This window comes from Anaerotalea alkaliphila, assembly GCF_010179735.1.
GTDB lineage: Bacteria > Bacillota > Clostridia > Lachnospirales > Vallitaleaceae > Anaerotalea > Anaerotalea alkaliphila.
The window spans coordinates 57,510-76,314 of the sequence record NZ_JAAEEH010000012.1 but is presented as its reverse complement, the minus strand read 5'-3'; the positions used below and the strand labels follow the sequence as shown (position 1 = coordinate 76,314).

The following is an 18,805-nucleotide window of genomic DNA, read 5'->3' as shown; positions in this document are numbered from 1 at the left end:
TCCGGATCACCGGCTAACATCCGCGAGTTGGTACAATCGTGAAGAACCACATTTGGAGCAACTGGAGTTCGTCTCTAGTTGCTCTTTTTTGATTGCTCCAAATGTGATACTTCACTTATGAATTATACCCCATTCCACAGAAGATTTCACCATCTCCCCTTTTCCCGGAGAAATTTCAGACTACCTTTTTTCCGGAGGCGGTAGTATAATGGTGGCAAAGGATATGTACTCACGGGCGCACGAAGGGAGTATCTTATGTACAATGCGGTGGTTTTTGATGTGGACGGTACATTGCTTGACACGGAGAAGGCGGCCCTTTCGGGACTGCAGGCGGTTCTGGAGCAGCTGCATGGGATCAAGGTCGCTGTGGAGGACCTGGGTTTCTGCATGGGGATGACAGGACAACAGGTTTTCGAGCATTTCGGTATCAAGGACTATCAAAGGAGCTATGAGGCCTGGGTGGACAGCATCCAGGCCTCCCTGGACAGGATCCGGCTTTTCGACGGGATCCGGGAGACCCTGGATTTCCTGAAGGGGGCGGACAAGAAGCTGGCCATCGTGACCTCCAAAACGCGGCGGGAGTTCGAGGAAACCATGGCGCATTTCGGGATCGTCCAGTATTTCGACACGGTGGTCTGCAGCGACGAGGTGGAACGGCCCAAGCCGGACAAGGAGCCGCTGCTGAAGGCCATCCAATTCCTGCAGGAGGAGCCGGAGAGCACCCTCTACATCGGGGACACCCTCCAGGACATCCGCTGCGCCAAGTCGGCCCAGGTGGATTTCGGCCTGGCCCTGTGGGGCGCCAACCGGGAGTTGCTGCAGCACTGCTCCACCTGGCTCTGCAATCCCACGGACATCATCTGCCTGCTGCACAACGAGTGCCTGTGAGAATCGATTCAATGGAAAAAGCCGTTCCCCAGGAACGGCTTTTCTTATTGGAAGGTGGACCGAGGGTGATGCAGGGGGACGGTTCTCATGCATCACTCCAATTCATCATTTCTTTGAGTCGATGATGCGGAAGAACCGTCCCCCTGCATCATCCGGACCGGACGGCCTTCCAGCAGGATCCTGGCGTCCGCCACCAGGTCGGCCTCCTCCGGGTCGTGGGTGACGAAAAGGACCGTCCGGGGGTCCCGGGCCAGCAGGTTCTTGAAGTGGCCCAGCAGCTCCTCCTTCAGGCCCCGGTCCTGTCCCTTGAAGGGCTCGTCCATGACCAGGATTTCGGCGGGGTATGCGAAGGCCCGGGCCAGGGAGAGCCGCTGGCGCATGCCCCCGCTGAGCTGGGAGGGCTTGTAGCCGGCGAATTCCTCCAGCCGCACCATCTCCAGGGTCTCCATGGCCCGCTCCCGGGCCTTTTCCTTCCCGAAGGGGCCCTTCAGTACGAAGGTCATGTTCTCCAGGACCGTGGCCCAGGGGAGCAGCCGGGTCTCCTGGAAGACGTAGGAGAACCCCTTCCCCTCCACCCCGGTGACCCGCCCCCTGTCCGGGGCCTCCAGGCCGCAGATCATGTTCAGCAAGGTGGTCTTCCCGCAGCCCGAAGGCCCCAGGATGGCCAGCACCCTGCCCTCGGGGATGTCCAGGCTGAAATCCTCATACAGGGACAGCTCCCCGAAACGCTTCCACAGATGCTCCACGCGGATCATGAGGCACCCCCCTTCGCTCCCGCCGTTTTTCCCAGGGAGAGGGCCTTCTTGAACAGCACCTCGAAAAGGATGCTCAGGCCCACCACCACCAGTGTCCAGGCGAAAAGGCCCTCCGTCTCCAGGTAGATCTTGGCGTCGTGCAGGTTGGCGCCGATGGCGTGCCGGGGCCGGGAAAGGACCTCCGCGGCCACCGCCACCTTCCAGCCCAGCCCCAGTCCGTTGACCAGGGCCCCCCGCAAAAAAGGTTCCAGGGTGGGAAGGTAGATTCCGGCCAGCACGTCCCGCCGCCGGACCTTGTAGATGTGGGCCATCTCCAGAAGCTTCCGGTCCACCTGCCCCATGCCCCCCACCACCGCCGTCCAGAAGAGGGGGTAGCACATGAGGAAGGCGATGAAGACGGGGACCTGGCCGGAGGGGAACCAGAGCAGGGCCAACAGGATGAAGGACAAGACAGGTGTGGACCGGACCGCCGCCACCATGGGCCTAAATAGGGCCTCCAGGAAGCGGTTGAACCCGCAGGCCACCCCGGTGAGGGTGCCCAGGAAGGCCGCCAGGAGGAAGCCCCCCAGGACCCGGAGGATGCTGTAGGCGATGGTGGTCCAGAAGCCTGCGGTGGGCAGGAGCCGGACCAGGGTGGCCAGGGTCTGGCTGGCCGAGGGGAGCAGCAGGGGCTTCCCCATCCAGGCGGCGGCCAGCTCCCAGAGGAGGAACCAGAACAGGAGGGGGATTATCCTAGTCGGCATGGTAGAAGTCGTCCCCCGGCAGGGCTCCCCCAATGGATTTGGGCTGGATGTCCATCAGGACCCGGTAGAAGGCCTCCAGGTCCTCCCTGGCTTCCCCGGCGTCCAGATAGACGATGCTGCTCTGGGGGATGGCCGCGGCCGCCACGGCGGCGCTTCCCAGGATGTCCAGGGCTTCGATGAGGATCCCTGCCTCCTCGGGATTCGCAAGGACCCAGTCTGTGGAAGCTTCATAGTCCTGCAGGAACTGCTCCAGGACGGCGGGATATTCCTGGGAGAAAGCCTTGTCCACCACGATGCAGCCCATGGGGAGTTTGGTTCCGGTAGCTTCCTCCCAGGCCTGGTTCATGTCCAGGGCGACCCGCAGCTCCGGGTTCTTCATCAGGGCGGTGGTGGCGTGGGGCTGGGGCAGCATGGCCAGGTCCATTTCCCCGGCGGCCATGGCGGCGGCCAGCTCCTCGTGCTGGAGGGAGAAGTCCACGGTGTAGTCCTTCTCCACCCCCAGGCCTTCCAGCTCCAGAAGGTGCTGGAGGACATATTCGGGCACGGAGCCCTGGCCGCTGTAGTGCAGGTGCTTCCCGGCGATGTCCGCCAGGCTGTGGACGGTGTCGCCTTTTTCCAGGAGATGGAGGACCCCCAGGGTGTTCACGGCCACCAGCTGGATCTGGCCTTCGGTCTTGTTGTAGAGGCTGGCGGCCAGGTTGGTGGGGAGGGCCGCAATCTTGATTTCGCCGGTGACAATTTTGCCCACCAGCTCGTCCGGGGCGCCGGCCACCTGGAATTCGAAGGTCTTCCCCTCCTCTTTCGCCATCTCATCCCCCATGAGCTTGGCCATGCCCATGCCAGTGGGGCCTTTCAGGGTGCCCACCTGGACCGGGGCCTCCGGGGTTTTGGCTTGTTCCGGCGCCTGTTCCGGCGCCGCCTGCCTCGTGCATGCGGACAATCCCAGGACCAGTGCGGACAGGAACAGGTATTTCAACAGTTGCTTTCTCATTTGACGACCTCCCGATGTGTTTGCTTCCAAAATGATTCATGAACATTGTACTGGAGAACGGGGGAAATGTAAATGGGGGGAGGCTGTCAAGGGGCATTATTTGCCATTGCGCCGGAATCCCCCTTGTTCCATCCTCGGAAGACGAACAGCGGGCTCATCCGCGCCCTGGTGGACGCTGCCCAAGCCAACAAGGCTGAAGGGCCTGCAGCATTGGCAAGTCCAGCAAAAAAAGCAGCCGAGAGCATATGACATCTCTCGACTGCTTTTTCCATTAGAAGATCAGATCGTATTTCTCCAGGCGTACCTTGACCTTGCCTTCTGCAAACAGCACCATCCTGTCGGAGCCTTCCGATGGATAGACGGTTCCCGTCATGGCCTTTTCCCCTCCGTTGAGGAACGCCTCCACGGATGTCCGGTCAAGGAGGAAGCGCATGGTGACCTTTCCATTCCTGGCTTTCAGCTGTGTCCTTCTGACACCGGAGCCGGCCAGTTCTTTCCTGCTTCCCCGCAGTACGATGCCGCTCCTCCTCCGGTCGAAGATCAGGACCTCCTCTTTCACATCATAGCGGAAAACGGTTTCCTCCTCCTGGCCTGCAAAGAGCTTTACACCGAATGCCTCCGCCTCCAGGGTTTCGAACTCCACCAGCAACTCCGACACATTCCCTCGAAGGGGCTCCTGGGTCCATGTCCCGGAAAATTCGGCCTCCGCCATGTACCGGTTCCTGCGGCTGGATTCGATTTCCGGCACGGGAAGCTGGTGCAACCGTCCATCCTGCATCCACAGGATCCGGGGGAAGGTCATGGCCCCTGCCCATCCGTGCTTTTCCTCGTTGGACGGCATGTTGCGTTCCCACATCTGCATCCATGCCACCATGATCCTTCTCCCCTGGCCGTCTTCCAGCGTCTGGGGTGCATAGAAGTCGAATCCAGCATCGATCTCCTCTTCCTGCTCCAGCAGGAACCTTCCCTTCTCCAAATCCAGTGTCCCGATCCTGGCACAGGTGCTGTGGATGTTATGGTACCGTAAGGATTCGGGTTTCTTGAATTGGGGCGATACCAAGAGGATGTCCTTCCCGTCCATCCGGAAATGGTCCGGACACTCCCATACGCCCCCATTCACTTCATCCGCCGCATCCATGGTCCCCATGCATTCCCATTCCATCAGGTCCGCAGACCGGTACAGCAGGAAAACGCCTTTTTGCTCCAGGTCCTTGCTCCCCAGGATGCAGTAGTACATCCCGTTCCGCTCGAACAGCTTGGGGTCCCGGACATCCGCCTTGACCACCCCTTCCGGTATTTTTTCCTTTGGGATCACAGGATTTTGCAGGGACTTTTCGTAGCTCTTTCCGTCCCCGAAGGCCAGGCATTGCACCTGGTGGACCTTTCGGTCGTCCCCATCACCCTCCAGCTGCAACCCCGTGTACATCAGGACATGACGCCCCTCCACTTCCATGGCGGTTCCCGAGAAGCATCCGCCTCCGTCGGCATCCGTATCCGGCGCCAGCGCCACCGGCGCATGCTCCCACCGGACCAAGTCCTCGGAGGTGGCGTGGCCCCAGTGCATGGGACCCCAAACCGAACCATAGGGATGCAACTGATAGAAGAGATGGTATTTTCCCCCGTAGAAGGAAAATCCGTTGGGGTCGTTCATCCAGCCGGCTTCCGGCATCAGATGGTACCGCAACCGGTACCTTTCATTGACGTTCTGCTTGTTTTCCTGAATATGCCGATCCGCCTTTTGCAGGGGAGTTTCCATTCGCATGCACCTTCCTACCTTTGTCTATTGTTGATTGAATTCGTCGTAATAGGTCTGCTTGATCCGCAGCCATTCCGAAAGACCCATGGTCTCCAGGTCTTTCAGGTACCCGTCCCATTCCTCTGCAATCTTGCCGTTCTGGATCCATTCCGCCCTTTTTGTCATGGCGTGCTCGAACATGACCGTTTCGATGTTGGTCAGGGTCAGCTGGTCCTCCTGGGTGTAGAAGACCCGGGGATAGTTGTTGTCCATCTGCATGTCCTTCACATAGACCTCCTGGAGCAGGTCCAACCGCCATGCCGCATCGTCCGGCTTGGTGATGTGGGTTCCGTAATGGGAGTCCAGGACCGCCAGGGGACCTCCTACGAATGTCTTCTGGCGCAGCTCCCAGGGGGACGTGTCTCCCAGGGGCAGATGGCTTAGGAATGTGCCTTCCGGATTCATTTCGAAGATGTTCTTCTGTGCTTCATCCCCGTAGGTTCCCCAGTTGTTCTGGGCGGATTGCAGGGGTTCGTACAGCTTGTCGATCCACCGGGCTGTCAGCTCCAGATTCCGGTTCGCACTGGTGATGACCATCCTGCCGCGGTCCAGTCCGAAACCATTGGTGCGGGTGATGTTCTTCCATCCGGAAGGACCTTCCAGCGCCGGCAAAGCCGCATAGTCCGCCGTAATCTTCTCCGGTTCGGAGTAGTCTCCGCTGTTGAAGCCTGTCACGTTCCCCATGTCCCAGGTGGAATAGATGCCATAGAGATGATTTGCCCCCTTGGCCACAAAGGTGTTCCAGTCTTGGGTGAAAACCTCCGGATCGATCAGACCCTCCGCATACAATTGGGCAAGCCATTGGACACCTTCCTTGTACCCCTCTTGGCTCATGGTGAAGACGACCTTCCCGTCGTTGTCCACAACCGTATGGTCCCAGTTGTCCCCAAATCCGAAGGCTCCCAGCAGGGATACCAGGCTCTCGCCTCCGGAACCGTAGATGAAGGACATGGGTATCTCGTCGTTGGGGTCGCCATTGCCGTTGGCGTCCTGGGTTTTGAAGGCGCGCAGGACATCCGTCAGCTGGTCGATGGTTGTGGGCATCTCAAGTCCCAGGTTCTTCAGCCAGACTTGATTGATCCATGGAATGGCGTCGATGGAATGGATGCTTTCCTTGCCCGAACCCAGCTCCTCGATCCATGGGAAGGAATAGATGTGGCCGTCGGGTGCGGTCACGAACTTCCGGTACTCCGGATGGGCGTCATAGATGGCTTTCAGGTTGGGCATGTACTGGTCCACCAGCTCCTCCACCGGAATGATCACGCCGTCCTTGGCGTACTTCAGCAGTTCATAATCGCTCATGGCCGCATCGAAAATGGCATCCGGCAGGTCGCCGCTGGCGATGGCGAGGCTCTTCTTCTCCGCAAAGACATCCCAGGTGTAGTTGGTCCAGTCGATGTGGACGTTCGTATCTTCCTCCAGCCGCTGCCAGATCAATTTCTCGTTGGGCTCTTCCGGTGCCAGCGGGGAACTTTGGGTCAGGAACTTCAATGTGGCCTTCTCCTGCAACGGGAGGGATATGGGTGCGCCATCCGCAGTCGCATAGGCCTCGCTGGATGCACTGTTGTTTCTTCCGGAACCGCATCCCGTCATGCCGATGGACATGACGGCTGCCAAAAACAAAATCGCCGCTCTTTTCATTTTCATTCTCCTTTTATTGTCTATATTATTGGATAACAATCAGCCCTTGACGGATCCGATCATGACACCCTTCTCGAAATACTTCTGGAAAAACGGATACAGCAGGATGAGTGGTACGCTGGATATGACGATGGACGAGTACTTGATCATCTCCGCCACCTTCTTCAACTCCGCCATCGCCTGCTGGGCGCTGATCATGCCTGGCGGCACTTCGTTCTGGATCAGGATGGCCCGCAGGACCAGCTGCAGGGGATATAACGCCCTTGACTCCAGATAGATCATGGCGTCGAAGTAGGAGTTCCACTGCCCTACGAAGGCGTAGAGGGCCAGTACGGCCATGATCGGCTTGGACAGGGGCAATGCGATTTTCATGAAGTACATCCAATTGGACGCCCCGTCCAGTTCGGCCGATTCCCGCAGCTCCACAGGAAGGTTCCGCAGGAAAGTCCTTGCCAATATGATGTTCCAGGCACTGACCGCATTCGGCAGGATCAATGCCCATACGGTGTTGTACATCCCCAGATTCTTCACCAGAAGGAAGGTGGGGATCAGACCGCCTCCGAAGAACATGGTGATCAGGAGCAGCGTGGAGACCTGCTTCCTTCCCACGAAATCCATCCGTGACAAGGGATATGCCATCGTCATGGAAATCACCACCGTGACGATGGCGAAAGCGACCGAGTAGAAAAGGGACATGCCGAATCCACGGATGATGGAGCTGTTCGATAGGATCCGCACATATCCATCCAAGCGATAATCCGCCCAGTTGAGGGAAATCCCCTTGCTGTTCAGCTGGTTCGGGTCCATGAAGGAACCGATGAAGACATAGGCGACCGGAAAGAGGATGAAGACCAGGAACATGCCCAAAAGAAGGGCAAAGATGACATAGGTGAGCTTGTCGGCCAAAGACAGCCGGATGAATCGACGCAACATTTGTTTTCCTCCCTTGGTCATATGCCTTCCCCCTCATTCAATCTCTTCACGACGAAGTTGACGGAAAGCAAAAGAATCACATTGATGACCGCATTGAAGAGGCCAACGGCGGTCGAGTAGCTGTAATCGCCCATCTGCAGGCCGACCTTGTAGAGGTAGGTCGCAAGGATTTCGGATCTCGGAAGGTTGAGGCTTGTCTGCATGAGGTAGGCCTTCTCGAATCCGATGCTCATGATCCCTCCAACCGAAAGGATGAAGATGATCGCCGACACCGGACGGAGCGTCGGAAGGTCGATGTGGAAAATCCTTTGCATCACATTGGCTCCGTCCACCTTTGCCGCCTCGATCAGTTCCGGTCCTATGCCGGAAAGCGTTGCCAGGTAGATGATGGACGACCAGCCGGCCGTCTGCCAGATGCCGCTCACCACATAGACTGTCCGGAAGTAGGCGGCGTCCGTCATGAACATCGCCCTTTCCATCCCCATGGCCTCCATCAGGTTGTTTACCGGCCCCACAGGGGAAAGGAGGAGGAAAAGCATCCCCACGACAATGACGGTTGAAATGAAGTTGGGTGCGTAGACGATCAGCTGGATGTTTTTCTTCAGTCCCACATGCCGGATCTGGTTCAAGATCAGGGCCAGCACAATGGGTGCGATGAACCCGAAGACCATGCCGTAGAAGCTCAGGAGCACGGTGTTTCCAAACAGCTGGTTGAACGTCGGCAGGGTCAGGAACCGTCTGAAATATTCCAGCCCGACCCAGTCGCTTCCCATGATGCCGCGAATGGGGCTGTAGTCCTTGAATGCGATGATGATGCCGTACATGGGCACGTACTTGAACACCAGCAGCAGCAGCAGACCGGGCAACAGCATGAGGTAGAGTTGATAGTTGTTCTTCATGAATTTCCATTTCTTATGGTTCATGTCTTTTTTGTTCCTCCCTTTTTGTGCATCTTCCCTTTCGTTTGCACTATCCTTTTCATGTGCACTATCCTTTTCATGTGTTGATAATATCACTTTGCAGTGCATATGTCAACTATTATTTTTGCACATTTTGGCATTAGCACGCTATAATTTGTGCATTTATTATCAATAATGCCTTTAAAGAACATAAGAACAGCATTGTTCCCCTATGTATTGCACACAATGCGCAAAATGCACAAAATGCACTTGTCTTCCTTCCCTGCACATGCTATAATGGACGCATACGGAGGTACATGCAATGGCATCGAACAAGACAACCATATTGGACATCGCCCACGCATTGGGCATGTCGAGGAACACCGTCTCCAAGGCGCTCAAAGGTGGGGACGGGGTTTCAGACAAGACGATAGAACTCATAATCAACAAGGCTAGGGAGATGGGATACAAAGGACATATGGAACCTCTCCCTCCTTCCTCTCCTATCCCCGCCAAGGGCAGCATCGTTTTCCTGACAGGGAATTTTTCCGCCCATGCGCTCTTTTGGCCCGCAGTCGTCAAGGGCGTGGAGGGGACCGTCAGCCAGTCCGGTTTCCAGTTCACCATCAAACTGGTGCGCGAGGAAGAACTGGCCAACGGGTCCTTCCCCTCCCATTTAAACCGGGAAGATGTGGTGGGCATCATCTGCACCGAATTGTATGACCGCCGGTATATCGACCAGCTCACCGCTACGGGGATCCCCTTGGTCATGATCGATTCCGTATTCGACGTCTTCAATGAAGCCCTGCCCTACGACCTTCTCCTGATGGAGAACCAGCACAGCATCCACCGGCTTGTATCCCTTCTGCTGGAAAAGGGACACGAAAGGATCGGCTTTGCGGGCAAACCCGACCACTGCAGAAGCTTCTACGAGCGCTATATGGGCTTCAAACTGGCCTTCTTCACATCCGGGGAGCTGCCCCCGACGGCTTACAGCATCCTGCCGGAAACGGACAACTATGCTGTGGAGCGGCTCATGGGGAAACTGCAGGAAATGCCCGAATTCCCTACGGCGCTGGTATGCGCGAACGACCATATCGCCCTCAATGTCATTAAGGCCGCAAGGAACTTGGGGCTGCGGGTTCCCGAGGACCTTTCCGTCACCGGTTTCGACGACATTTCCCTGGCTACGTTGGTGGAGCCGAACCTGACCACCGTCAACATCCATCGGGTGTCCCTGGGGAAGCGGGCCGCAGAACTGCTGCTTTGGAGGATTTCCCATCCCGACCGGCCCTACGAGACCACCTATCTGGAAAACACCATCCAGTTACGCAACTCCATCCATGGAAGATGACCGCAAGGACAAAAACACACGGAAAGCCAATGCGGACGATCCACCCGCATTCCCCCGTCGAATTGAAAAGGACCGGACCCCCGGGCGTGCCACCCGGGGGTCCGGTCCTTTTTTAATCTTGTTGGTGCCAGGCACCTTTTCGTTTTCGCCCGAAGCTGCGGACTGCCTCCAAGTAGACCGGCTTTCCCTTCGGCAAAGCAAAGTACTTGTCCAAGCCATCGCATCGTATCCTGTTTTGCCTGTCGACGATGCCGATGAAACCATAGTCTTCATCAAACCTTGCCAAGGTCGCATCGCCATGGCTGTCATTGCTCAACAATATCCCTCCAACTTTCAAGAGCTTCTTTGCTGCCTGCCCCACGAATCCGGCATACTGTGAGATCAGCAAATCCGACTCTTCAATTTCCAATGGTTTGGTGAAGTCCTGCCCGAGGAAATAAATTTCGCATGCATCGGGATACTCCTTGTTTTGCCCGATGAATTCCCTGATGGCATCCATGCGTTTGAAAAAGTCGATTGCCCCCTTGCAGTTGTCGATATAGGTCACTTTGGGGATGACCATGGAAGGTGCGATGTCAATGTGGGAACCAGGATAGATTGCGGTTCGAATGTCGAATTCCTTTGCAACGGCTCCATACAAGGCTTTTCTGTTTCCTATTTTGCTTGCGTAGGTTTGGTAGGTTTCAACAATTCCGTTTTTCATGATGGGTCGATTCCTTTCCGAGGACGCTTCCCTCACATCTCCTGGAGGATCCTCTCGATCCCCTCCAGCATCCGGTCGGCGGAAAGCTCCCCCGCCACGTACTGCTGGAGCAGGATGCCGATCATGTTCAGGGAGCCCTCCGGCAGCTTCATCCAGTGCCAGCCCAGGGTCCTCCCCGCCTCGATGTGGTTCCCCACCTCCACCGCCAGGGGGCCCAGCTGTTCCCGGGTGTACGGAACATCCGAAAAAGGCGGGATGAACTTGAACTCCTCCAGCAGGATCCGCTGCCCTTCCTGGGAGCCGGCCATCCACCGGAGGAATTCCTTTGCCTCCTCCTTCACCGGGGAGTTCCTGTGGACCACCCAGTTGCTGGGGACCCCCACGGGAATGCTCCCCGGCTCCCCGTCCACCACCGGGATGGGAAGCATCCCAAGCTCCAGCTCCGGAGCCAGCTCCTGGATCTGGGTCTGGATCCAGTTCCCCTGCTGGATCATGGCACCCTCCCCTTTGGCGAAGAGCTCCAGCTGCTTGTTGTAGCCGATGGTCATGGGGTCTCCGTAGCCGTGGGCCAAGGTCAGGTCCAGCATGCGGATCCAGTTCCGCACCACCGGATCCTCCCCCAGCCGGACCTCCCCTGCCATGGCCGCCTGGACGAAGGCGTCCGGGTCCTCCCTGTTGGCCAGGGCGATGTTCATGAAGTGGGTGCCCAGGACCCACCAGACCTGGTAGCCGTTCACGAAGGGCACAATCCCCGCCGCCTCCAGCTTTTCCACCGCCGCAGCAAGGCTTTCGTAGTCCATGGGGGGCTCCAGGATCCCCGCCCGGGTGAAAAGGGCCTTGTTGTAGATGTAGCCGTAGCCCTCCAGGTTGACGGGCAGGCCGTAGACCCGCCCCTCCCCGTCCGTGACGGGGTCCGCCGCGCCGGGCAGCAGACGGTCCACCCAGGGTTCCCCGCTCAGGTCCGCAAGCTCCGGCTTCCAGTGGGAAAACTCCGCGTAGCCGCTGTTGTTGAAGATGTCCGGCTTCTCCCCGGCGGCGAACCTCCCCTTCAGGGCGGCGCCGTATTCGATCCCCGCATACGCCACCTCCACACGGATTCCCGGATGGGACGCCTGGAAGGCATGGACCAGGCGGTCCATGCCTTCCAGGATCTCCACCTTGTAGAGGAGGATGCGGATGGTCTTCGGGTGGAATTCGTTGGTGGGGGACGAATAGGGTCCGGGGGCCTCCCCCCTGCAGCCGGAGAGCGGAAGCAGGAGAAGGGAAAGGATGAGGATCAGGGAAAGGGCCGGCAACGGGCAGCCCGCAATAGGGCGTTTGCGCATGGGACAACCTCCTTGTCTTCCGGTGCCAGGCACTGTGAACATCCGTTCACAGTGCCTGGCACCGGCGTCGGTCTTTCCTACAGTATACCACGTTTTTCCTATTTCAGCGCCCCGGAGATGGTGCCCTTGATGATCTGCTTCTGGGCGATGACGTAGAAGATGACGACCGGGATGATGGCCAGGGTCAGGGCTGCCATGGCGTAGTGCCAGTCCTTGGAGTAGGCGCCGAAGAAGTACTGGGCCGCCAGAGGGATGGTCCGGACGGATTTTTCCTGGAGCACCAGGGAGGGCAGCAGGAAGTCGTTCCAGATCCAGATCCCGTTCAGGATGGCCACGGTGATGGAGATGGGCTTGATCAGGGGCAGGATGATGTGGTAGAACACCTGGAACACGTTGCAGCCGTCCATGTAGGCCGCGTTCTCCAGGTCCACCGGAATCCCCTTGACGAAGCCGTGGAACAGGAAGATGGACATGCTGGACCCGAAGCCCAGGTACATGAAGATGATGCCCATCCGGCTGTTCAGCAGGTCCAGCTTGTTGGCCCCGAAGAGGTCCACCAGGGGCAGCATCACCGCCTGGAAGGGGATCAGCATGGCCAGGACGAAGAGCATGAAGACCGCCCCGCTGATCCGGGTCTTGTTCCGCACCAGGACCCAGGCAGCCATGGAGGAAAAGAGCACCAGTCCCGCCAGGCTCACGGTGGTGATGAAGGCCGAATTGGTGAAGGCCTGGAGGAAATCCATTTTTTCCATGGCCATGGGGAAGTTCTCCAGGGCGATGGACACGGGCAGGCCGATGGTGTTGGTGAGGATGTCCTTCTTGGTCTTCACGCTGTTGGCGAAGACGATGTAGAAGGGGGAGATGTAGAGCAGGGCCAGGAGGATGCCGAAGAGCTCCAGGAGCCCCAGGCGCAGTTTTCTCTTTCTCATTACATTTCAACCTCCCTTTTTTTGGTGATGGTGACCTGGACTGCGGTGATGGCCGCCACCAGGATGAAGAAGAGCACCGCCTGGGCCTGGCCCTCCCCGAAGTTGAGCTCCTTGAAGGCCTTGGAGAAGATCTCCAGGGCCAGCAGCTCCGTGGACCGGGCGGGATCCCCTCCCGTCAGGGAGACGTTCACGTCGAACATCTTGAAGGCGTTGGAAAGGGTCATGAAGAGGCTGACCGTGAAGGCCGGAGCCACCAGGGGGAAGACGATGTTCCGGATTTTCTGCCCGGGGCCCGCCCCGTCGATGTCCGCCGCCTCCAGCAGCTCCTCGGGGATGGCCTGGATTGCCGCCACGTAGATGACCATGATGTAGCCGCCCATCTGCCAGGTGGAGACGATGGCCATGGCCAGCAGGGAGGTCTGGGTGGCTTCCAGCATGGTGAAGTCCGTCTGGAAGAGGACCGGCACGATCTTCAGGAAGACGAACTTCCAGACGTAGCCCAGGATCAGGCCCCCGATCAGGTTGGGCATGAAGAAGACGGTCCTAAGCAGGTTGGCGGAGCGCATCTTCTGGGTGACCAGGAGGGCCAGGGAGAAGCCCACGATGTTGATCAGTATGATGGAATAGGTGCCGTAGACCAGGGTGGTTCCCAGGGCCTTGAGCACCTGGACGTCCTGGAACACGTTCAGGTAGTTCTTCAGACCGATGAAGCCGACCTCCCGGCCGGGGATGGCGTTCCAGTCCGTGAAGGAATAGTAGACGCCGCTGAAAAACGGCAGGACGACCACCATGAGGAAGGCCAGCAGCGAAGGCGTCAGGAAGAGCCAGAAGACCAGGTGTTTCTTCAACTTTTTGTTCAAAACGGTTCCCTCCTAGATTGGGTTTGGTTGGTGGGGACGACTGGTACGGGGGGACGGTTCTTCCGTACCATCCCGCAAGAAATGGTACGGAAGAACCGTCCCCCCGTACCAGTCCTCTTTCTTATTTCATGTCCTGCCAGGCCTTGTCCAAGTTGGCCAGGAACTGCTCTTTGGTGATGTTGCCCTGGTAGTAGAGCTGGATGTTGTCCTTGATGGGCACGTCCAGGTAGCCTGCCGGATAGTAGGGCCACATCCAGGGGATGGTCTTCCCTGCCTTGCTGTATTCGATGATGGAGGCGGAGAGGGAATCCGCCGGCTCCAGGTCCACATTGGAGAAGGCCGGGATGAACTGGCAGTCCTCCACCAGGAACTTGGCGCCCCGGTCGCTGGAAGCGATGTAGTCCAGGAAGAGCTTGGCCGCCTCCTTCTTGGCGTCGGTGGTCTGGCTGTTCACCACCCAGTAGTTGGGTACGCCCACGGGGATGCTGCCGTCGTTCCAGGCGGTGTCGTCGGAAAGGGGGATGGGCAGGAACGCCATGTCCAGGTCGGGGTCGATCTCCTTCAGCATGCCGATGGTCCAGTTCCCCTGGTGCAGGACGGCCGTCTTCTTCATGGCGAAGTTGGCCACCTGGTCGTCATAGGAAACGGTCAGCAGGTTCCGGTAGCTGTACTGGAACAGCAGGTCGAACAGGTCCAGAAGCCCCTCGAAACGGTTGTTGCCCACGATGCTGGCCGTCCCTGCGTCCAGGCCGTCCCCGAAGGCGACGGGGTCCTCCTGCATGGCGAAGGGCACGTTCATGGTGTGTACGGCGGCGGTCCACCAGGCGCTGTCCCCCACGGAATAGGAAAGGACGGTCTCGATGCCCAGGTCGGCCTTCTTGGACTCCAGGGTGGCGAACACCTTCTCCAGGTCGGACAGGGTCCGGACGGAAGCGGCGTCGATGCCCGCCTGCTCGAACAGGTCCTTGTGGTAGATGAGACCGTATCCTTCCAGGTTGTAGGGCTGTCCGTAGACCTCCCCGTCCCGGGTGATCATGTCCAGGGTGCCGTCAAAGCTGTTCTCCACCCAGGGCTGGTCCGTCAGGGGCTCCAGGAAGTCGGCCCACAGGGCAAGCTCCGAAGGCCCCCCCACGTTGAAGATGTCCGGATGGTTCCCGGAGTTCATGCGGCTGCGCAGGGCCCCCGCGTAGTCTCCCCCGCCCCCCACGGTGTCCAGCACCACGTCGATTTGGGGATATTCCGCCTCGAAGTCCGCCACCAGGGCGTCCAACTGGTCCACGATCTCCACCTTGAACTGGAAAATTTCCAGGGTGACCTGTTCCTGGGAAGATGCCCCGTTGCCGGCGGCCGCTTCCGTGTCCGTGTCCCCCTTGCCGCAGCCTGCCTGGGAAAGGAGCAGGGCCAGCGCCAGGATGAGTGCCATCGCTTTTCTCATAATAAAATCCTCCGTTTGTCTGTTTTACTTGCTAGGACAAGTATAGACCAACGGAGGATGCCGTAAAACCGATTCCATTGACGGATGGGGTGGAAGATATTGATGAAGAACCGACCCCTGTTCCATCCATTCGGGTCAGGACCGTCCACCGGAGAAATCGGTGGGCCGCATGCCCGTCTGCTTCCGGAAGACCTTGCTGAAGTATTTGGGGTCCTCGAACCCCACCCGGGCGGCCACCTCCTTCACCGGCAGGTCCGTCCTTTCCAGCAGGTTCCGGGCCTCCGCAAGGCGGATTTCCAGGAGGTGGTCCATGACCGTGGCCCCGAAGGCCTTCTTGTAGGACCGGGCCAGGTGCTCCCGGGAGAGGTGGACTTGCCGGGCCAGAAGGTCCAGGGTCAGGGGCTCCCGGTAATGTTCCTCCAGATGCCTGCGGACCTGCTCCGCGGGGTTCTGCACCTCCCGCCTTTCCCGCCAGCAGCGGGCCAGGGATTCCAAGTCCCCCAGAAGGGCCTCCTGCACGGCCTCCAGGATCCGGCCGTAGCTTTTCCTGGTCCTGAGGGAGCGCAGGGCCTCCAGGCCTCCCGGGGGCATGGGCGGGCAGGCGCCTTCCGGGACCAGGTACTTGCGCAGGACCTGGTATTCCGAAAGCAGCTCCTCCACCATCCGCTCCGAGTAGAAGCCTTCGGCCACCCACCGGCCGAAGAGGGCCGAAAGGTCCCCGGCCATGGGTTCCGTCCTCCCCTCCCGAAGGGCTTCCTTCCAGACCTCCAGATGCTCCCGCAGGGGAGGGGTCTCCCTTGGCACAGCCTCCCGGAACCGGGCGACGGGAGCCTCCCGCCGGCAGAGGTTCCTGTGGGCCAGGGCCTCCTCCCCTTCCTTGTAGAGCCGGGGGAGGTCCTGGGGAAAAAGGCCGGTGCCGCTGAGGCCGGCCACGAAGGCCTGGTCGAAGACCCTGCCCAGGGCCTCCATGATCTCCTCCAAGGCCCCTTCCACGCCTTTTTCCTGGAGGAACACCAGCACCAGGCGGCCCTTTTGGCCCCGACCGCTGAAGACGGCCGCCTTGACCCCCCTTTTTTCCAGGATCTCCTGGGAGACGTTCCTGGCGGCGAACTGGAGGAGCTCCAGGCTGTTCCCGAACTGCCGTTGGAGATGGCCGGAGAGCTCCTGGACCTTCAGGACCCCCAGGACCAGGGGGCTGCCTGCCTGGATGCCCCAGCGGGCCTCCACGGACCGGCGTTCTGCCTGGTGGTGGAGGGGGTCCTCCAGCAAGACGAGCCATTCCTGCTCCCACTGGAGCTCCCTCCCCCGCTGGTGCTCCCGCTCCAGACGGCTGGCGGACCGGGACCGCTCCACCGCTTGGACGGCCTTGGCCAGGGCCCGGTTCAGCTGGACCTCGTCGATGGGCTTGGTGATGTAGTCCAGCCCTCCGTGGCGGAGGGTGTGCTGGATGTAGGCGAAGTCGTTGTAGCCGCTGATGACCACCACCTTGGCCTGGGGGACGCTTTCGGCCAGCCATTCCAGCAGGGCCATGCCGTCCATCCGGGGCATCTTCATGTCCGTGAGGATGATTTCGGGCTTGTGGCGCCGGACCAGCTCCACCGCCTGTTCCCCGTCCCGGGCCGTATGCACCTCCATGGGGGGGAAGGCGCTCCAGTCGATGAGCATCCGGATGGCGTCGATGACATGGGCTTCGTTGTCCACGATCAGAATCTTCATCTGCTCTCCTCCAAAAGGGGGGACACGGGCAGGTCCAGCAGGACCGAAGTGCCCCCCTCCTTTCCCGGCAGGATGGTCAGGTTGCCTTTGCCTTTGTAGTAGAACAGGAGCCGGCGGTGGACGTTGGCCAGGCCGATCCGGCCCGGGGCGCTTAGGGCGTCCGCCTCTTCCGTCTCCTTCCCGACGGACATCCGGAACATGCGGTTGAGCTCCGCCATTTTTTCCGGAGGAATCCCGGTGCCGTTGTCCTCCACCTCCACCTGGAACCTGTCCCCGGACCGGCTGCAGCGGATGCGGATCCGCCCCCCCTCCCCTTCGCTGCCGAAGCCGTGGATGAAGCAGTTCTCCAGGACGGGCTGGAGGGTGACCTTGGGGATGGGCAGGGACAGGACCCCTTCCTCCGCCTGGACCTCATGGTCGATCCGGCCTTCGAACCGGTGGTTCTGGAGTTCCAGGTAACTGCGGCAGTAGTCCAGCTCGGCCTCCAGGGGGACGATCTGGTTCTGGTTGCGCATGCTGTACTGCATCATGTTCCCCAGCTGGACGATGAGCCGGTAGACCTTCCGGTTCCCCTCCTTCAGGGCCTCGGTGCCGATGGACTGGAGGATGTTGTTCATGAAGTGGGAGTTTATCTGGGCCTGGAGGGCCTTCAGCTCGTTCCGGGTGTTCTCCAGACCCAGCCTGTACTGGAGGTGGATCTGCCGGTTGATGGAGTCCATCATCTCGTTGAAGTGGTCCTTCAGCAGGTCGAACTCATCCCCCTCCTCCCCCTTTTTCCGGACGGGGATGGTGGTCTCCAGGTTCCCCGCCCGGATCCGGGAGATGGTCCCCAGCAGCTCGCCGATGGGCCGGGAGAAGTGGTAGGAGAGCAGGACGGAGACCAGGACGATCATCAGTCCCGTCACCAGGACGTTCACCAGGGCGAACTCCACCAGCTCGTTCACCGCGGACTGGATCCGGTGGTCGGGGATCTCCTTCATCAGCAGATGCTCGATGGTCCCGTTCGCCACGGTGTCCACCACCACCAGGTTGTTTTGGCCCCCCTCCCTCCAGTGGAAGTTCCCCTTCCCCTCCTGGACGGATGCCATGGCCCGGGCAAGCAGACCTTGGTCCAGCAGGCTTCCGGTCCGCTCCCCCTTTGAGTCGTAGAGTACCCTGCCTTCGGGGAGGCTCACCCAGACCAGGGATTCCATGTCCGGGTCGAAGAGGTCAGCGCTGAGCCGCTGGAAGACGCTGGCCTTCAGGTCGATGCTGACGGTGGCCAGGATGTTCCGGGTGGGGATGTCGTAGATGTTCCGCTGGAAGGAGACCACCGGGCCCTGGGACTTGACCATGTGGGGGATGCCGTAGTCGGTGCTCTCGTGGACCGAGGTCAGCCGGGCGTCCTCCACCAGGGGGGAAAGCTGGTTCCCCGCTGCGTCCCCCCGGGCGATCATGTTCTCCTTGAAAAGGAATGCCTTCTGGTGCTCCTGCAAATGGAAATAGACCTGGAGGATGTCCGGGTCGTAGCCGTAGATCGAGTAGAGGGTCTGCAAGACGAAGAGCTCCGTGTCGTAACCGTAGGATTTCTTGGCCAGGGAGAAAATGGAGCTGTCCTTGTATTTGGTGCCGTAGATCTCCAGGGAGGCCTTGTCGATCAGGGCGAAATAGGCCTCGATGTTGCTTTTTCCGGCGTTGAGCAGCTTTTCCGTCTCGGAGATGGTGCCCGCCAGCACGGTCCTCCGGGTGTTGCCGTAGAGGAACATGGAGGAGAGCAGCACCGGGATGCCCACCGCCAGCAGCAGGGTGGCCAGCAGCCGGGCGCGGATGCTCTTGAACTTCCAACCCATGGGATGCCT

The 18,805-nt window shown here is 59.5% G+C and carries 16 protein-coding genes; 2 read left to right on the top strand and 14 right to left on the bottom strand.

The annotated features are described in order from the left end of the window. The first annotated feature begins 255 nt into the window (after positions 1-255). Positions 256-888 carry an HAD family hydrolase gene (locus GXN74_RS06020; RefSeq protein ID WP_162370016.1) on the top strand — a complete coding sequence of 211 codons (633 nt, stop codon included), beginning with the start codon at positions 256-258 and terminating at the stop codon, positions 886-888. 92 nt (positions 889-980) lie between these two features. On the opposite strand, the gene GXN74_RS06015 is transcribed toward GXN74_RS06020, so the two are convergent. The 7 genes from GXN74_RS06015 to GXN74_RS05985 form a co-directional block, all read right to left on the bottom strand. Beyond that, a complete protein-coding gene (locus GXN74_RS06015) occupies positions 981-1,643 on the bottom strand; it encodes an ABC transporter ATP-binding protein (RefSeq protein WP_162370015.1) in 663 nt (220 codons plus the stop codon). Further along, complete coding sequence (locus GXN74_RS06010; protein WP_162370014.1) at positions 1,640-2,386, bottom strand: ABC transporter permease; 747 nt, start codon at positions 2,384-2,386, stop codon at positions 1,640-1,642. Before GXN74_RS06010 ends, GXN74_RS06015 begins: the two co-directional genes overlap by 4 nt. Further along, positions 2,376-3,377, bottom strand: coding sequence for an ABC transporter substrate-binding protein (locus GXN74_RS06005; protein WP_162370013.1), 1,002 nt, complete (start codon positions 3,375-3,377; stop codon positions 2,376-2,378). The genes GXN74_RS06010 and GXN74_RS06005 overlap by 11 nt, the downstream gene beginning before the upstream one ends. A gap of 271 nt (positions 3,378-3,648) precedes the next feature. Further along, positions 3,649-5,139: a glycoside hydrolase family 32 protein gene (locus GXN74_RS06000; RefSeq protein WP_212505723.1), complete on the bottom strand. Its 1,491-nt coding sequence runs from the start codon at positions 5,137-5,139 to the stop codon at positions 3,649-3,651. Positions 5,140-5,157: 18 nt separating this feature from the next. Continuing rightward, a complete protein-coding gene (locus GXN74_RS05995) occupies positions 5,158-6,813 on the bottom strand; it encodes an extracellular solute-binding protein (RefSeq protein WP_246208617.1) in 1,656 nt (551 codons plus the stop codon). A 39-nt stretch (positions 6,814-6,852) separates the two neighbouring features. Beyond that, complete coding sequence (locus tag GXN74_RS05990; RefSeq protein ID WP_162370011.1) at positions 6,853-7,746, bottom strand: carbohydrate ABC transporter permease; 894 nt, start codon at positions 7,744-7,746, stop codon at positions 6,853-6,855. A gap of 17 nt (positions 7,747-7,763) precedes the next feature. Then, the gene (locus GXN74_RS05985) at positions 7,764-8,669 is read right to left on the bottom strand and encodes an ABC transporter permease (RefSeq protein ID WP_212505722.1); all 906 of its coding nucleotides are present in this window, start codon (positions 8,667-8,669) and stop codon (positions 7,764-7,766) included. A 298-nt stretch (positions 8,670-8,967) separates the two neighbouring features. On the opposite strand from GXN74_RS05985, the gene GXN74_RS05980 reads away from it, so the two are divergent. Continuing rightward, positions 8,968-9,999, top strand: a complete 1,032-nt coding sequence (locus tag GXN74_RS05980) for a LacI family DNA-binding transcriptional regulator (protein ID WP_162370009.1) — start codon at positions 8,968-8,970, stop codon at positions 9,997-9,999. Positions 10,000-10,111: 112 nt separating this feature from the next. Here the strand turns inward: GXN74_RS05980 and GXN74_RS05975 are convergent, their stop codons facing one another. The 7 genes from GXN74_RS05975 to GXN74_RS05945 all read right to left on the bottom strand — a co-directional run bounded on the left by GXN74_RS05975 (position 10,112) and on the right by GXN74_RS05945 (position 18,796). Next, positions 10,112-10,702 (bottom strand): hypothetical protein, encoded by a 591-nt coding sequence (locus GXN74_RS05975; protein WP_162370008.1) that lies wholly within the window; start codon positions 10,700-10,702, stop codon positions 10,112-10,114. Positions 10,703-10,734: 32 nt separating this feature from the next. Next, the gene (locus GXN74_RS05970; protein ID WP_162370007.1) at positions 10,735-12,027 is read right to left on the bottom strand and encodes an ABC transporter substrate-binding protein; all 1,293 of its coding nucleotides are present in this window, start codon (positions 12,025-12,027) and stop codon (positions 10,735-10,737) included. Between the two features lie 98 nt (positions 12,028-12,125). Further along, positions 12,126-12,956, bottom strand: a complete 831-nt coding sequence (locus tag GXN74_RS05965; protein WP_162370006.1) for a carbohydrate ABC transporter permease — start codon at positions 12,954-12,956, stop codon at positions 12,126-12,128. Then, positions 12,956-13,816, bottom strand: a complete 861-nt coding sequence (locus GXN74_RS05960; RefSeq protein ID WP_212505721.1) for a carbohydrate ABC transporter permease — start codon at positions 13,814-13,816, stop codon at positions 12,956-12,958. Before GXN74_RS05960 ends, GXN74_RS05965 begins: the two co-directional genes overlap by 1 nt. Positions 13,817-13,937: 121 nt before the next feature. Next, positions 13,938-15,251 carry an ABC transporter substrate-binding protein gene (locus GXN74_RS05955; protein WP_162370005.1) on the bottom strand — a complete coding sequence of 438 codons (1,314 nt, stop codon included), beginning with the start codon at positions 15,249-15,251 and terminating at the stop codon, positions 13,938-13,940. Between the two features lie 135 nt (positions 15,252-15,386). Beyond that, positions 15,387-16,967 (bottom strand): response regulator, encoded by a 1,581-nt coding sequence (locus tag GXN74_RS05950; protein WP_162370004.1) that lies wholly within the window; start codon positions 16,965-16,967, stop codon positions 15,387-15,389. Continuing rightward, positions 16,964-18,796 (bottom strand): cache domain-containing sensor histidine kinase, encoded by a 1,833-nt coding sequence (locus GXN74_RS05945; protein WP_162370003.1) that lies wholly within the window; start codon positions 18,794-18,796, stop codon positions 16,964-16,966. The genes GXN74_RS05950 and GXN74_RS05945 overlap by 4 nt, the downstream gene beginning before the upstream one ends. Positions 18,797-18,805: the final 9 nt, after the last annotated feature.

Excerpts from the sequence above, each read along its gene's own strand:
- GXN74_RS06020 (WP_162370016.1), top strand. The coding sequence starts at position 256 with ATGTACAATGCGGTGGTTTTTGATGTGGACGGTACATTGCTTGACACG.
- GXN74_RS06015 (WP_162370015.1), bottom strand. The coding sequence starts at position 1,643 with ATGATCCGCGTGGAGCATCTGTGGAAGCGTTTCGGGGAGCTGTCCCTG.
- GXN74_RS06010 (WP_162370014.1), bottom strand. The coding sequence starts at position 2,386 with ATGCCGACTAGGATAATCCCCCTCCTGTTCTGGTTCCTCCTCTGGGAG.
- GXN74_RS06005 (WP_162370013.1), bottom strand. The coding sequence starts at position 3,377 with ATGAGAAAGCAACTGTTGAAATACCTGTTCCTGTCCGCACTGGTCCTG.
- GXN74_RS06000 (WP_212505723.1), bottom strand. The coding sequence starts at position 5,139 with ATGCGAATGGAAACTCCCCTGCAAAAGGCGGATCGGCATATTCAGGAA.
- GXN74_RS05995 (WP_246208617.1), bottom strand. The coding sequence starts at position 6,813 with ATGAAAAGAGCGGCGATTTTGTTTTTGGCAGCCGTCATGTCCATCGGC.
- GXN74_RS05990 (WP_162370011.1), bottom strand. The coding sequence starts at position 7,746 with ATGTTGCGTCGATTCATCCGGCTGTCTTTGGCCGACAAGCTCACCTAT.
- GXN74_RS05985 (WP_212505722.1), bottom strand. The coding sequence starts at position 8,669 with ATGAACCATAAGAAATGGAAATTCATGAAGAACAACTATCAACTCTAC.
- GXN74_RS05980 (WP_162370009.1), top strand. The coding sequence starts at position 8,968 with ATGGCATCGAACAAGACAACCATATTGGACATCGCCCACGCATTGGGC.
- GXN74_RS05975 (WP_162370008.1), bottom strand. The coding sequence starts at position 10,702 with ATGAAAAACGGAATTGTTGAAACCTACCAAACCTACGCAAGCAAAATA.
- GXN74_RS05970 (WP_162370007.1), bottom strand. The coding sequence starts at position 12,027 with ATGCGCAAACGCCCTATTGCGGGCTGCCCGTTGCCGGCCCTTTCCCTG.
- GXN74_RS05965 (WP_162370006.1), bottom strand. The coding sequence starts at position 12,956 with ATGAGAAAGAGAAAACTGCGCCTGGGGCTCCTGGAGCTCTTCGGCATC.
- GXN74_RS05955 (WP_162370005.1), bottom strand. The coding sequence starts at position 15,251 with ATGAGAAAAGCGATGGCACTCATCCTGGCGCTGGCCCTGCTCCTTTCC.
- GXN74_RS05950 (WP_162370004.1), bottom strand. The coding sequence starts at position 16,967 with ATGAAGATTCTGATCGTGGACAACGAAGCCCATGTCATCGACGCCATC.
- GXN74_RS05945 (WP_162370003.1), bottom strand. The coding sequence starts at position 18,796 with ATGGGTTGGAAGTTCAAGAGCATCCGCGCCCGGCTGCTGGCCACCCTG.